Origin of the sequence: Sulfitobacter sp. 1A13368, from assembly GCF_043557275.1 — a bacterium.
GTDB lineage: Bacteria > Pseudomonadota > Alphaproteobacteria > Rhodobacterales > Rhodobacteraceae > Sulfitobacter > Sulfitobacter faviae.
The window spans coordinates 1-14717 of sequence record NZ_JBIFFR010000008.1; the positions used below are offsets into that span (position 1 = coordinate 1).

At 63.3% G+C, this 14717-nt stretch carries 13 protein-coding genes; all 13 read right to left on the minus strand.

What is annotated here, in order from left to right; all coding sequences use genetic code 11:
- Positions 1-515: ATP-binding cassette domain-containing protein (locus ACGYK4_RS15110; protein ID WP_394457223.1), on the minus strand; the 515-nt coding region annotated here is incomplete at its 3' end.
- Positions 512-1648 (minus strand): Gfo/Idh/MocA family protein, encoded by a 1137-nt coding sequence (locus tag ACGYK4_RS15115; RefSeq protein WP_394457225.1) that lies wholly within the window; start codon positions 1646-1648, stop codon positions 512-514. The genes ACGYK4_RS15115 and ACGYK4_RS15110, both read right to left, overlap by 4 nt.
- Positions 1648-2703, minus strand: a complete 1056-nt coding sequence (locus ACGYK4_RS15120; RefSeq protein WP_394457226.1) for a sugar phosphate isomerase/epimerase family protein — start codon at positions 2701-2703, stop codon at positions 1648-1650. The genes ACGYK4_RS15115 and ACGYK4_RS15120 overlap by 1 nt, the downstream gene beginning before the upstream one ends.
- 22 nt (positions 2704-2725) lie before the next feature.
- On the minus strand, positions 2726-4021 hold the full coding sequence (gene xylA / locus ACGYK4_RS15125; protein WP_394457227.1) for a xylose isomerase: 1296 nt from the start codon (positions 4019-4021) through the stop codon (positions 2726-2728).
- On the minus strand, positions 4014-5075 hold the full coding sequence (locus ACGYK4_RS15130; RefSeq protein ID WP_394457229.1) for a LacI family DNA-binding transcriptional regulator: 1062 nt from the start codon (positions 5073-5075) through the stop codon (positions 4014-4016). Before ACGYK4_RS15130 ends, xylA begins: the two co-directional genes overlap by 8 nt.
- Before the next feature lie 193 nt (positions 5076-5268).
- Positions 5269-6273 carry an ABC transporter ATP-binding protein gene (locus ACGYK4_RS15135; protein WP_394457231.1) on the minus strand — a complete coding sequence of 335 codons (1005 nt, stop codon included), beginning with the start codon at positions 6271-6273 and terminating at the stop codon, positions 5269-5271.
- Positions 6270-7238: an oligopeptide/dipeptide ABC transporter ATP-binding protein gene (locus ACGYK4_RS15140; RefSeq protein WP_394457233.1), complete on the minus strand. Its 969-nt coding sequence runs from the start codon at positions 7236-7238 to the stop codon at positions 6270-6272. Before ACGYK4_RS15140 ends, ACGYK4_RS15135 begins: the two co-directional genes overlap by 4 nt.
- Complete coding sequence (locus ACGYK4_RS15145) at positions 7238-8152, minus strand: ABC transporter permease subunit (RefSeq protein ID WP_394431313.1); 915 nt, start codon at positions 8150-8152, stop codon at positions 7238-7240. Before ACGYK4_RS15145 ends, ACGYK4_RS15140 begins: the two co-directional genes overlap by 1 nt.
- Position 8153: 1 nt before the next feature.
- Positions 8154-9071 (minus strand): oligopeptide ABC transporter permease OppB, encoded by a 918-nt coding sequence (gene oppB / locus ACGYK4_RS15150; RefSeq protein WP_394431311.1) that lies wholly within the window; start codon positions 9069-9071, stop codon positions 8154-8156.
- 93 nt (positions 9072-9164) lie between these two features.
- Positions 9165-10781 carry a peptide ABC transporter substrate-binding protein gene (locus ACGYK4_RS15155; RefSeq protein WP_394457235.1) on the minus strand — a complete coding sequence of 539 codons (1617 nt, stop codon included), beginning with the start codon at positions 10779-10781 and terminating at the stop codon, positions 9165-9167.
- Positions 10782-10969: 188 nt separating this feature from the next.
- A complete protein-coding gene (locus ACGYK4_RS15160; RefSeq protein ID WP_394457237.1) occupies positions 10970-12001 on the minus strand; it encodes a proline racemase family protein in 1032 nt (343 codons plus the stop codon).
- Positions 11994-13691, minus strand: coding sequence for an aconitase X (locus tag ACGYK4_RS15165; RefSeq protein ID WP_394457239.1), 1698 nt, complete (start codon positions 13689-13691; stop codon positions 11994-11996). Before ACGYK4_RS15165 ends, ACGYK4_RS15160 begins: the two co-directional genes overlap by 8 nt.
- A 16-nt stretch (positions 13692-13707) precedes the next feature.
- Positions 13708-14709, minus strand: coding sequence for a 4-hydroxyproline epimerase (locus ACGYK4_RS15170; RefSeq protein ID WP_394457241.1), 1002 nt, complete (start codon positions 14707-14709; stop codon positions 13708-13710).
- Positions 14710-14717: the final 8 nt, after the last annotated feature.

Here is a 14717-nt window from a genome sequence, read left to right on the forward strand (position 1 = left end):
ACCGCCGTCGGCTCGTCCATGATCAGCACCCGCGCATCGCGCGACAGGGCCTTGGCGATCTCGACCATCTGTTTGTCCGAGTTCGACAGGCGCGAGACCAGCGCATCCGGAGAGACGTTGCAGGCCACCCGATCAAGATAGTCCCGCGTCCGCCGCCGCATCTCGGCCTTGTCGAGCAGCGGCCCGCGTTTCAACTCGCGGCCCAGAAAGATGTTCTGCTCAACGGTGAGTTGTTCCGCCAAGTTGAACTCTTGGTGGATCATCACGATCCCGGCCATCTCGCCCTCGTGCAGACTGTCGAAACGGACCGCTGCACCGTCAAGTTCGACAGCGCCTTTGGAGGGCAGTTGATAGCCCGCCATGATCTTCATCGTCGTCGATTTGCCCGCCCCGTTCTCACCGATCAGCGCATGAACGGTCCCCGGCTCTAGCGCGAGGGTCACGCCGTGCAGCACTTCGATCGAGCCGAAGCTCTTGCTCACGTCGCGCAGGGCAAGAACGGGGGTGGCACTCATAGCTTGGTCCACGCCGCATCATTGGCCGAGGAGGTGACGCAGGCGTTGATGAAACGCATCCCCGCCATGCCCGCCGTGATGTCCGGCAGCAAACCCATGGCGCTTTCGCGGCTCGCCCCGCCCTGCACCGCGCGGATCGCATCGGCGGCCTCGTTATAGATCGTGGCGAACCCTTCGAGGTACCCTTCGGGGTGGCCGCCGGGAATGCGGCTTACGGATTGCGACGCCTCAGACGCCCCTGCCCCGTTGCGGGTGATCAGGCGCTTCGGCTCTCCCAAGGGCGTGAACCACAGGTAATTGGGGTCCTCTTGCGACCATTCCAAACCGCCCTTGTCGCCATAGATACGCAGTTTCAGCGCATTCTCATTGCCCGGAGCCACTTGGCTTGACCACAGCATGCCGCGCGCGCCACCGGCGAAGCGCAGCATCATATGGGCGTTGTCATCCAGCTTTCGCCCCGCGCCCCAGCTTTGCAGATCGGCGGCAAGGCTTTCGACCTCCAGACCGCTGACAAAACAGGCGAGGTTATGGGCATGGGTGCCGATATCGCCCACCGAGCCGCCCGCGCCCGAGCGTGCGGGATCGGTGCGCCATTCGGCCTGTTTGACGCCTTCGTTCTCCATCGGCGCGGTCAGCCAGTCCTGCGGGTATTCCGCCTGAACGATCCGGATCTCGCCCAGATCGCCTGCCGCCACCATGGCCCGCGCTTGGCGGATCATCGGATAGCCGGTGTAATTATGGGTGAGGATGAAAAGCGCCTCGGCCTCGGCGACGCTGGCCGCCAACGCCTCCGCATCCTCCAGCGTGGAGGTCAGGGGCTTGTCGCAGATCACATGGATGCCCTTGGCCAAGAAGGCCTTTGCGGCAGCGGCATGAACGTGGTTGGGCGTGACTATTGAGACCGCCTCAATCCCGTCCTCGCGGGCGGCTTCGGCCTCGGCCATCTCCTCGAAACTGCCGTAGGAGCGCGGGATGCCCAAGGCCTCCGCACTGGCGGCGGATTTTTCGGGGGTTGAAGACAGCGCGCCCGCGACCAGATCGAACCGGTCGTCGATGCGCGAGGCGATGCGGTGCACCCCGCCGATAAAGGCGTCATTGCCGCCGCCCACCATGCCAAGTCGAATACGTGCCATCAGTCGATCCCTAGCATTTTGCGGTTTGCCGCCTCATCGGTGCCGCCATCGGCGAAGTCGTCAAAGGCTTTGTCGGTCACGCGAATGATGTGATCTGAGACGAATTGCGCCCCCTCACGCGCCCCGTCTTCGGGGTGTTTGAGGCAGCATTCCCATTCCACCACGGCCCAGCCATCGAAATCATTCGCCGCCATTTTGGAAAAGACTGCGCCGAAATCAACCTGTCCGTCACCCAGCGACCGGAACCGCCCGGCGCGGTCCGTCCAGCTTTGATAGCCCGAATAGACCCCCTGACGCCCGGTCGGATTGAACTCGGCATCCTTGACGTGGAACATCTTGATCCGGTCTTTGTAGATGTCGATGTTATCAATGTAATCAAGACATTGCAGGACGTAGTGGCTAGGGTCATAGAGCATGTTAGCGCGCGCGTGATTGCCCGTACGCTCCAAGAACATCTCATAGGTGATGCCGTCATGCAGGTCTTCGCCGGGGTGGACCTCATAGCAGACGTCGACGCCGCAATCTTCGGCGTGGTTCAGGATCGGTAGCCAACGCGCGGCGAGTTCGTCAAAGGCCGTCTCAATCAGCCCCGCCGGGCGCTGCGGCCAAGGGTAGACATAAGGCCAAGCCAAAGCGCCCGAGAAGGTCGCATGCGCCCCGATCCCCATGTTCTTGGACGCCGAAAGCGCCAGTTTCACCTGCTCGACCGCCCATTCCTGCCGCGCCTTGGGATTGCCGCGCACTTCTTCGACGGCGAAGCCGTCAAAGGCCGTGTCATAGGCCGGATGCACGGCGACCAACTGACCCTGAAGGTGGGTCGAAAGCTCGGTCACCTCCACGCCGTTTTCAACCGCCTTGCCCTTGAACTCATCGCAGTAATCCTTGCTCGACGCGGCCTTAGCCAAGTCGATCAGCCGCGCGTCCCAACTGGGCACCTGCACGCCTTTGTAGCCACAATCGGCGGCCCATTTGGTGATGCTGTCCCAAGAGTTGAAGGGCGCCTCATCGCCCGCGAATTGCGCCAGAAACAGCGCCGGTCCCTTGATCGTCTTCATAATGTTCCTCCCTTTCCCCGGCTCAAACGAACCGGTTCACGATGTTCTCCAGAATTTCCTGCCGGCCCGAGCGGGGCTGCGGGTTAATGCCGTCTTGGACGACCTGCGCGGCGATCGAGGCCAGATCCCCCTCCAGCATCGCCTTGGCCTTGGGCGTCTCCCACCCCGCGTAGCGCTCGGCGCGCATGGCCTCAATCGTGCCATCCTCCAGCATGGCGGCGGCGGCTTTGAAGCCCCGCGCGCAGACATCCATCGCGCCCGCATGGGCCGCGACCAGATCAACCGGATCGAGCGATTGCCGCCGCAGCTTGGCGTCGAAATTGGTGCCGCCGGTGGTGAAACCACCCGCCTTCAGCACCTCGTAATAGGCCAGCGCCACTTCGGGCACGTTGTTGGGGAATTGATCCGTGTCCCAGCCCGATTGATAGTCGTTACGGTTCATGTCGATGGAGCCAAAAATGCCCAGTGACGCGGCGAGCGCCAGTTCATGCTCGAACGAATGGCCTGCAAGGATCGCATGGCCCTGTTCGATGTTCATCTGAACTTCGTTCTCAAGCCCGAATTCCTTGAGGAAACCATAGACCGTGGCGACATCGAAATCATACTGGTGTTTGGTCGGTTCCTGCGGCTTGGGCTCAACCAGAATGGCGCCTTTGAAGCCGATCTTGTGTTTGTACTCCACCGCCATCTGCAAGAAGCGCCCGGCCTGCTGGCGTTCGCGTTTCAGGTCGGTGTTCAGCAGGGTCTCATAACCTTCGCGCCCGCCCCAGAGGACGTAGTTCTGACCGCCCAGCTTATGGGTCGCGTCCATGCAGGCTTTGACCGTGGCGGCGGACCAAGCGAAAATCTCAGGGTCGGGGTTGGTGGCCGCGCCCGACATGAAACGCCGGTGACCAAAGAGGTTCGCCGTGCCCCAAAGCAGCTTGGTTTTGGAGCCTTCCATCTTGGTGCCGAGATAATCAATGATCTCTTCGAAATTGCGCAGGCTTTCGGCGAATGTATCACCCTCGGGGCGGATGTCGGCATCGTGCCAGCAGAAGAAAGGCGCGTTCAGCAGGTCGAACATCTCAAAGGCCACATCGGCCTTGTGGCGCGCCATCTCCATCGTATCACCGAACCACGGGCGGTCGAACGTCTGCCCGCCAAAGGGATCACCGCCCGGCCATGCGAAGGAATGCCAATAGGCCACGGCGAAACGCAGGTGATCTTCCATCCGTTTGCCCATGACGATCTCGTCAGGGTTGTAGTGGCGAAAGGCCAGATCGGCCCCCTCGGGATCATAGGTGAGGGGCTTTATATCTTTAAAGAAATCAGTCATCTATCTTGGCCTTCATCTTATCGGTCAATGTGTCGGCGGGCAGATTGTCCCGCACATAAATCGTCGGCACGAGGTCCGGCATCGGCGGCAATTCCTTTTGGTCGATCAGCGCGCGCAAGACGGTGAAGGCGCGGTTGATCTCGACATCCGGGCGCTGGTCGATCACCAGATCGATATGCCGATCAAGCAGCGCCTGACGTGAATGGGCCACCAGTTCATGCACCACGCAGAAGGGCCGTGTGGCCTGCCCCTCTTGCAGGGCGGCGACCAACCCACTGTTGCCCGCGCCCACGTTGTAAAGTGCTGTCAGCTCCGTGTGGTCGAGCGCCTGACGCGTCTGCGCGTTCAGCACCTGCGCGTCGTCCTTCGTCATGATCGGATCCAGCAATTCAACCTGTGGGAAATCGGCCTGCAACACTTCGCGAAAGCCGGTCAGACGCTCCGCGTGGTCGCGCGCGTCCAGCGAGCCTGCAAAGGTCTGCACCCGCCCGCCCTGCCCGCCATGGGCAAGCCCCACCATGCGCCCCGCGGTGTGCCCGGCGGCGATGTTGTCGATCCCGATATAGGCGGCGCGGGCGGCCTGCGGCAGGTCGGAGACGAGGCCCACCACGGCCACCCCCTTGTCCCGCAGGGCGGCCAAAGGCGCCTCAAGCGCCGCGCTTTGCAAGCCGACGATGGCGACACCGTCGAAATCCCGTTCCAGCAGGTCCGAGATGCTGTCTTGCAGCCCTTCGACGGCAAAGGCCGCGACCTCGATCACCTCGGCGGAGACGCGTTCGGTGGCCTGATGGGCGGCAGTATGGTCGATGTGTTGACGGATGCGGTTGAAAAAGGCGTTGGAGCCGCGGGGGATCAGGAAAGCGAGCCGGTAGACCCGCCCGCGTGACAGGTTCGCCGCCGCGACATTGCGCACATAGCCAAGTGCTGCGACCGCTTCGCGCACCTTGGCGATGGACTTTTCCGCCACGTTGCCGCGGTTGTTGATCACCCGGTCCGCGGTGGCATAGCTCACCCCGGCAGCGCGTGCGACATCGCTTAACGTCGGACTTGTCATGGCCCCTCCCCCGCGCGCTGGCCCTCCCAGCCTGCGCATCTCGGGGCCTATCTAGGGGGAAATTTTGATAGACGTCAATCATTTTTGATAGACGTATATCATTTTTCGCGGATGGGGCGGGGCGGTGGCGAACGCAAACCGCCCCTAAGGGGCTGAATGTTATAGAATTCTCGTATCGAAACCGACCGAAGACTTACTGCGCCGCGGTCTCGCTGGCTTGCAACGGGCCGGGGTGAATGCAAGCGACTTGATGCAGCGACTCGCCCGGTTGCGGCACCACCTGCGCGCAATCGGCCTGCGCCCGCGGGCAACGGCCCCGGAAAACGCAGCCCGAGGGCGGGTTCATCGGCGAGGGCATGTCGCCGGTCATCGGCACGATCTTCTTGGCGCGCTCGGCGATCGGGTCGGGGATCGGCACGGCCGAAAGCAGCGCCTGCGTGTAGGGATGCTGCGGGTCGTCGTAGAGCTGCGCCTTCGGCGCCTTCTCCATCACGCGGCCCAAATAGAGCACCATGACCTCGTCCGAGATGTTCTTCACTACGCTGAGGTCATGGGCGATGAAGATCATCGCGAGCCCCAGATCGCGCTGCAACTCTTTGAGAAGCTCGATCACCTGCGCCTGAATCGAGACGTCGAGCGCCGAAACCGGCTCATCGCAGATCAGGAGCTTCGGCTCGACGATCAACGCGCGGGCGATGCCGATGCGCTGGCACTGGCCGCCGGAGAACTCATGCGGGTAGCGGTTGATCATCTGCGGCAGCAGACCCACGCGCTCCATCATCTGCGCCACCCGGGCGCGACGCTCGCGGGCGGGCACGTCGGGGCGGTGGGTCTTCAGCGGCTCGGCGATGATCTGGCCCAGCGTCATGCGCGGATTGAGCGAGGCGAGCGGGTCCTGAAACACCATCTGGACCTCGGACCGGTAGGGCTTCATCCGGCGGGGGCTGAGCGACAGAAGATCGGTCTCGCCCTGCCACATGACCTGACCTTCGGCGGGCACCATCTGGATCAGCCCGCGCGCGAGGGTGGATTTGCCGCAGCCGGATTCGCCCACAACGCCGAGGGTCTTGCCGGGCTCGAGATCGAAGCTGACCCCGTTGACCGCATGCAGGATGCGCGGCTTGGTCCATGGCATGTCGCCGGCGCGGGTGATCGGAAATTTGACGTGCAGGTCGCGGACCGAAAGAAGCGGGCTCATGAGGTGACCTCCGCGATGGGACGGTGGCAGGCGCGGGCGCGGTCCGTGTCGAACGGGGCGAGCGGCGGCATGACGCGGCAATCGTCACCGGCGTAGTTGCACCGCGGGCGGAAGGGACAGCCCTCGGGCGGGGCGGCCATGTTCGGTGGGTTGCCGGGGATCGCCTTCATCGTGGCATCCTCGTCATCGACGCGCGGCACGGCGGCGAGAAGGCCGCGGGTGTAGGGATGCGTCGGCTGGGCAAAGAGCGGCTCGGTCGGGCCTTGCTCCATCACCCGACCGCCGTACATGACCAGCACCCGCTCGCAGAAGCCTGCGACAACGCCGAGGTCATGGGTAATGAGGATCGTGGCCATCCCGAAATCCTTTTGCAGATCGCCCAAGAGGTCCATGATCTGCGCCTGTACGGTGACGTCGAGCGCGGTGGTCGGCTCGTCGGCGATCAGCAGATCGGGTTTGCACAGCAGCGACATGGCGATCATCACCCGCTGGCGCATGCCCCCCGAAAACTCATGCGGGAAGAGGCGAATGCGTTCCTTGGCCGCCGGGATTTTCACCGCGTCCAGCATCCGCACCGATTCCGCGAGCGCATCGCGTTTGGACAGGCCTTGGTGCAGGGTCAGCACCTCGGTCATCTGGTCGCTGATCCGCATGTAGGGGTTGAGCGAGGTCATCGGGTCCTGAAAAATCATCGCGATGCGCTCGGCCCGGATCTTGTTCAGTACCTTGGGCTTGGCGCCGAGGATTTCTTGCCCATCGAAACGGATCGACCCACCGGTGCGCCCGTTGGGCGCTAGCAGTCCCATGATCGAGAATGCGGTCTGCGATTTGCCCGAGCCGCTTTCGCCGACGATGCCGAGGGTCTCGCCCCGGTTGATCGAGAGCGACAGGTCGTTGACCGCATGTACGGGGCCGTCTTCGCCGTCGAAGGTGACGGAGAGCTTGTCGATTTCCAACAGAGACATCAGCGATCCTTGGGGTCGAGCGCGTCACGAAGCCCGTCGCCGATGAAGAACAGGCCGAACAGCGTGAGACAGAAGAACAGCAGCGGGAAGCCCAACTGCCAGGTGGTGCCATAGGCGATGGTGCCCGCCCCTTCGGAGATCAGCGCCCCGAGGGAGGTCAGCGGCTCCTGCACGCCGAGGCCGAGGAAGGAAATGAAGCTTTCGGTCAGGATCATCAGCGGGACCAGCAGCGTGGCATAGACGGCGATAACACCCAGAAGGTTGGGCACGATGTGGCGCAGGATGATGACCGGGGCCGAGACGCCGGTGGCGCGGGCGGCCTCGACGAATTCGCGGCCCTTGATGGTCAGGGTCTGGCCGCGCACGATGCGGGCCATCTCCATCCAGGAAATCAGGCCGACGCCAGCAAAAAGGATGGTGATCGAGCGGCCATACATGACCAAGAGCAGGATCAGCACGAACATATAAGGCACGGCCATGAAGATATCGACGAGGCGCATCATGATGCTGTCGGTGCGCCCGCCGAAGTAGCCCGCCACCGCGCCGTATAGCGTGCCGACCACGCAGGCGATCAGCGCGCCCACGAGGCCGACGGCGAGGCTAATCTGGGTGCCCTGTACGGTACGGGCGAAGAGGTCGCGGCCCAGATCGTCGGTGCCGAAGTAATGGCCGCTTTCAATAGACGGCCCGCCGAGTTCCACGATCTGGCCCATGACGTTGTAGTCGAGTTCCTCGTTCGACCATTGCGCAAGGCTGTTGCCGAAGAGCGCGAAAGCCACCACGAAGCCGAGGATCACCAATCCCATCAGCGCCGCCTTGTTGCGAAAGAACCGCCGCCGCGCATCGGCCCAAGGGGAGCGCCCCTTGCCCGCAAGCTCGCTGGCTTCGACCCGTTGTTCGGATGTCATCACCATGTCAGTACCGGATCTTGGGGTCGATCCATCCGTACAGGATGTCGACCACGAGGTTGAAGAAGATCGTCAGCGCGCCGACGAGGATCGTCACCCCCATCATCACCGCGTAATCGCGGTTGAGCGCGCTGTCGACGAAGGCCTTCCCGATGCCGCCGGTGGAGAAATAGATGTCGACCACCACGGAGCCGGTGATCATCGCGACAAAGGCCGGCCCAAGGTAGGAGATTACGGGCAACATCGCAGGTTTCAACGCATGGCGGAGGATGACTCGGCGCTCGGGCAGCCCTTTGGCGCGGGCGGTGCGGATGTGGTTGGAGGTCAGCACTTCCAGCATCGAGGAGCGGGTAATCCGCGCAATCGACGCCATGAAGGACGTGGACAGGGCGATCACTGGCATGATCCAATATTCCGGTCCCTGCCAGCCGCCACCCGGCAGCCAGCCAAGCCAGAGCGTGAAGACCAGCACGAGGATCGGCGCCATCACGAAGTTCGGCAGCACCTGCGCCCCGATGGAGACGCCGACGGCGGCATAGTCCAGCGCCGAGTTGTGCCGCACGGCGGCGGCGACGCCGAGGCTCACGCCGACGATGACCGCCACGGCGAAGGACAAAAGGCCATAGGTGAGCGTGATCGGGAAACCTTGGGCGATGATCTCGTTCACCGAACGGTCCTTGTAAACAAAGCTCGGCCCGAAATCGAATTCGGTCACGATGCCCCAGACGTAAGTTGTGATCTGCTTCCACAGCGGATCGTCGAGCCCGTATTTCGCATTGAGGTTGGCCAACACCTGCGGCGGCAACTCGCGCTCCGAGGTGAAGGGGCCGCCGGGGGCGGAATGCATCAGCAGGAAGGAGATGACGATCAAGACCAGAAGCGTCGGAATAGCGATAGCAAGGCGCTTGAGGATGTAACTGAGCAAGAGGCGCGCGCTCCGAATACGGGGTTTGTGGGGGTGTAGAATAGAATCGGGCAGCCCGTGCCATAACCGCCGGGCTGCCCGAATGTCGAGAGGTTACTCCGCGGTACGGTAGAGGTCTTTGCCGTACCACGTGTTGTTCACGTTGTTCTCAGGCAGACCTTCGATGTCTTCCGCGATCATGTCGACGTTCGCGTAGTGGTAGATCGGGATGATCGGCATTTCCTCGGCCAAAATCTTCTCCGCTTCTTGATAAAGCGGCTGCGGATCTTCGGCGGTCTTGCTGTCCTTCATGAGCTTGTCATAGGCGTCGTTATAGAACTCGCCGTTGTTGTGGCCCGAATAGGAGGTCATGAGGTCGAGATAGGTCGACGCCTCGTTGTAGTCACCGCACCAAGCATAACGCGCCATGTCGTAGTCTTGGTTCTGCATCCGGTCGGTGTGGACCTTCCACTCATAGTTGTCGAGCGTGAGGTTCACGCCGATCTGCTTGAGCATCTGCGAGGCCGCGATGGCGATCTTCTTGTGATCTTCCGAGGTGTTGTACTGCAGCGTCAGATCCAGCGGGTTGTCGGGCCCGTAGCCTGCCTCGGCCAGCAGCTCCTTGGCTTTCTCCACGCGCTGCGCCTGATCCATGTTGTCGGCCCAGTCCAGTTCGGGACGCTCGAAATCGGCGATCGCCCAGTGGGTCCAGTTGTACGAAGGTTTCTGGCCGCCTTGCAGGATGCGGTCGACGATGATGTCGCGGTCGATGGCATAGGCCAGCGCCTTGCGCACATTGACGTTTTTCAGCGCCTCGGGCCCCTTGTCGCCCACGTTCAGCATGTAGATGTAGGAGCAGTTATAGGGGGTCGAGACCGCCTGTTCGGGGTACTCTTTCTTCAGGCGCGGATACTGCCCGGCGGGGATGTCCACGCGGTCCAGCTCACCGGCCAGATAGCGGGTCAGGGCTTGGTTCACGTCGTTGATCGTCAGCGCGATGATCTCTTCCATCACCACGTTCTCGGCGTCCCAATAGGTGTCGTTCTTCTCCATCACGACACGCTCGCCCAGCTGGTGTTCGACCAGCGTATAGGCGCCGTTGCCGACAAGCGTGCCTGCATCGGTCCAGTCGTCGCCATGTTCCTCGACCACGCTTTGCAGCACGGGGAAGGTCGAGCCGTGCACCAGCATCTGCGGGAAATAGGGCAGCGGCGTGGTGATCTTGACCTCAAGCGTATGGTCGTCGATGGCGCGGATGCCCAGCTCCTCGGGGGACTTGTCCCCGGCGATGATCTCAGGCGCGTTCTCGACCTGCATCAACTCCATGTACCAGGCGTATTCCGAGGCGGTCGCCGGGTCGGCCAGACGGCGCCATGAATAGACGAAGTCATTCGCGGTGACCGGCTCGCCGTTGGACCACTTGGCGTCGTCGCGCAGGTTGAACGTATAGGTCTTGCCGTCTTCCGAGACTTCGTGATCGAGCGCCACACCGGGGACCAGCTCACCGTTGCCATCTTCGTTGTAGAGCCCCTCGAAAAGGTTGCGCAGCACGTCTGAGCCTTCAACGTCGGTGTTGATCTGCGGGTCCATCGACTTGATCGCGTCGAGCAGCCAGAAGGTATAGGTTTGATCGTCGGCAAGATTCACGCCCTCGGGCACATCGGCGGCATGGGCCTGAAACGCAAGGCTCAGCGCCAATGCGGAGGATGCGAGTGTGGTGCATAGCTTCATGGTGACTCTCCGTTGTTTGAAAGTTCGTGTTCTGATTGAAAAGTAATCAATCGAAAACGAAGAGCACATGCAAGACGTTGCCTCGCGTCAGCCAAACACGGCTGCTTCGCGCCGAGGCGGCGCGAGGTTGTAAAGATCGGTGCCCGGTCTGCCCCGGGCGGCGGGGTTCAACGTGGCAACGGGCGCGCCTAGCCGCGCGCGCCCCAGGTATCGGACAAGCGGTAGCCGCCCGGCCAAGGGTCATCGGGGTCGAGCATATGTTGGTGGATGCCCGTGACCCAGCCCCGGCCCGACAGTTCCGGCAGGATGGCCATATGTTCGCCCACCCGCGTCTCGCCCAAGATACGCCCCGTGAAGGTCGACCCGATCAGCGACACGGTGGTCAGACTGTCCTCCAGCCCCATTTCCCCCCGCGCGTGCAGCAGGGCCATCCGCGCGCAAAGGGCGGTGCCAGTGGGCGAACGGTCCACCTTGCCGGGCTGGATCGCCACCGCCGCCCCGGCGCGCAGGCCGGTCTGATCGCGGGTGACCGGACCGGCGAACAGACAGAAAGAGAAATGCTGCCAATCGGGGTTCACAGGGTGATCGAACCGCATCGCCGCATTGGCCGCATCGGTGATCCGCACGCCGAGCCGCGCGATGTCATGGGCCTCATGCGCCTCTAGCGAAAACCCCATGGCGGCGGCATCGACGACCACGAAACTGTCGCCGCCATAGGCGGTATCGACGGTCAGCGTGCCCAGCCCTTCGACCTCAAGCGGCACATCTAGACGCGCCGCGAAACTTGGCAGGTTCTGTACGAAAATACGCTCCGCCTTGCCATTGCGACATTCGGCGCGAACCTTCACCAACCCGCCCGGCGCTTCGAGGGTTAGCTCCGTCACAGGTTCCGTCATCGGCAGGATGCCTCCGTCGAGCAGCACGGTCGAGACGCAGATCGAATTGGAACCGGACATCGGCGGCGTGTCCTCCGGCTCCATGATGATGAAGGCCGCATCGGCGCGGGGGTCTTTCGGCGGCACCAGCAGGTTCACATGGCGAAACACCCCGCCGCGCGGCTCGTTCAACACGAAGTTGCGCAACGTCTCATCCCGCGCGATCCAGCGGCTTTGCTCCCACAGCGTCTCGCCCGGCGGCGGGGTGACACCGCCCACAATCACGTCGCCGACCTCGCCCTCGGCATGGGCCGAGATCACATGTACCGTCTTGCTGCTACGCATTGCTTGTTTCCTCTTCGGCCAGCCATGGCGGCAAAGCCTCCCCGGCCTGCCCGGTCACGGCTGCCTCGACACAGTCCGCGATACTGCCAAAGCGCACCTCCCGGCCCGACAGTCCGGGGGCGTAATGGGCGTATTTACCGGAGTTCGTCATCAACACCTTGGCCGAGGGCGGGAAGACCGGCTCGGAGATCGAACACCAGCAGATATCGGGCACGACTTGCACGCCCGCCGCTTCGAGCCGCGCCACGGTGCCGTCATCGCGCGCCGCTTGTAACGTGTCTTGGCCAAGCGTCACGATCACCGCCGTGTCGGCATGGCGCTTGCGCCCGGCAAGGGCGGTGTCGAGCGCGCGGCATTCTGCGTGGGAGAAATGCGGGCTGCCAAAGGCCACGAGGTCGACCTTCGCCGCCCCCGCGTTGAACTGTCGCCAAACACGCCGCAGGTCATCGGATGTGAGGCGGACCGTATCGGCCTCCGCGACAGGGGGCAGATCGGCCTCGGGTGTGATCCCGGCGACATGCAGCATTGGGGCTGCGGAGGTGGTGCCAAAGGCCGCGCAGAGCGCTTTGAGATCGTCATCATTCGGGGCGGCCCCCTCCAACCCGCGCAAAAGCGGGATCCGGTCCGGGGCGGCCTGCCCCGCCAGCCAGCCCAGCATCGGCCAGATCGCCTCGTCATACTGCGCGGGCAGCGCCACTTCGATCACCCGGCGCGGGGCGCGGTGTTCCTCTAGATAGACCCCTGAGAGCGGCGCGCGCGCCGTGAGCGCGATGCACAGGTCGAGAAAATCGGGATGTTTCACCGTCCGCGCGCCAAGCACGCTATTGGCATAGATCACCGCGTTGGACTCCGACCACGCGATGAACTCGCCGCGTTCGGGCGGGGCCGGCAATTGGTAGGGCGCACAAGTGAAACTGGGCCGCGCGCCCATCGTGACATAGGCGTCGGCCAAACGGCTGGCGGGCAGGCCGAAATCCGGCGGCACGCCTTGATCGCGCCAATTGCCGTGATCGACCGAGATCGCGTTCATCGTCGTCGGCACGCGCACCTTCGAGCGCATATCGGCCATGGTCTGGGCAAAGAGCAGGTTGGCGGGGCTGGCGTAGATGCAGCCGTCGATATGCACGCGCGTCACGTCGACCAGCCGCTCGGCCCCCTGCCCCCGCGCCATGGTGCAGGTGATCTCCATCGCCAGTTGCACGGCCTTGCCCTCGGCCCCGTCCAGCATCGCCTGATCCTCGGCGGTGAGATGCAGGGCTCGGGCGGGCCTGTCCGACAGGGGCAGATCCCAGTCATCGGTGCTGAGCATCTCAGGCGTGATCCGCGCGCTGCGGGATTTGGCGAGCAGGTCGTAATCCTCGGCCCCGAGGCGCAGCACCGCGAGTGGCTTGTCGAACATCTTGCCCGCGATCAGCGCGCCCAAGGTCAGTATGTCTTCGGCCTCGCGAAACACGAGGGCCGCAGGGGCATGACCGTTCAACGCCAGTTCCAGCAGCACGCCGCTGCCGGTGCAGGAGCCGCGGCTGGTGGGCATGAGCAGGATCTTCCCCGCGAGCGACTGACCGCAGAGCGGGTGATGCGCGTCGATGACCTTGCCCGTGGCCGGATCGACGCCGCCCCAGAAACTCAGCCCCTCAGAGGAAGCCAGCACCGCGCCTTGGGCCGCGGCGGGAACGATGATTTGCGCCATGGGGTGCCCCTCCAATTCAGGTGACGACAAAGCCGTGCGCGAAGGGGTCACGCTCGTCGATGAAGATGGTGTTAAAGCCCGTCACCCGCGCCCAACCGGCGATGGAGGGGATGATCGCGGGCCTGCCCGCCACCTCTGCCGCCGCTTCGACACGGCCTTTGAACATGGAACCGATGATGGATTCATGCACGAAATCATCGCCGACATTCAGCTTGCCCTTGGCCGCCAGCTGCGCCATCCGCGCCGAGGTGCCAGTGCCGCAGGGCGAGCGGTCGATCGCCTTGTCACCGTAGAAAACCGCGTTGCGGGCGTGCGCCTCTCCCGCGCGGGGGGCGCCGGTCCAGAGGATATGGCTCAGCCCGTTGATCGCGGGATGTTCGGGGTGGATGAACTCATATTTCGCATTGAGCGCGGCACGGAGTTTGGGGCTCAGACCAACCAGTTCGGAGACCGAGAAATCCGCCATATCGCGGAAGTTCTTCTGCGGCTCGACGATGGCATAGAAGTTCCCGCCATAGGCCACATCGACCACCACTTCGCCCAAACCCTCGACCTCCGCCGTCAGCCCTTCGGCGTGGAGGAAGGCGGGCACATTGGTCAGCCGCACCTCTTCGACGAAACGCCCCTCTTGCCGGTAGGTCACATCGACCCGCCCGGCAGGGGTTTCAAGGCGCAATTGGCCGGGGGTGGCGGGGGTAACGAGCCCGTTTTCAAGCGCGATGGTGACTGTGCCGATGGTGCCGTGGCCGCACATCGGCAGGCAGCCCGAGGTCTCAATGAACAGCACCGCGATGTCACAATCATCCCGCGTCGGCGGATAAAGGATGGCGCCTGACATCTGGTCGTGCCCACGCGGCTCGAACATCAGACTGGTGCGAATCCAGTCGTATTCCGCCAGAAAATACGCGCGCTTTTCCAGCATGTTCGCGCCCTTCAACAGCGGCGCGCCGCCGGTGACGAGCCGTACAGGATTCCCGCAGGTATGGCCGTCGATACAGGGAAATGTGTGTTGCGTCATGTCAGCCT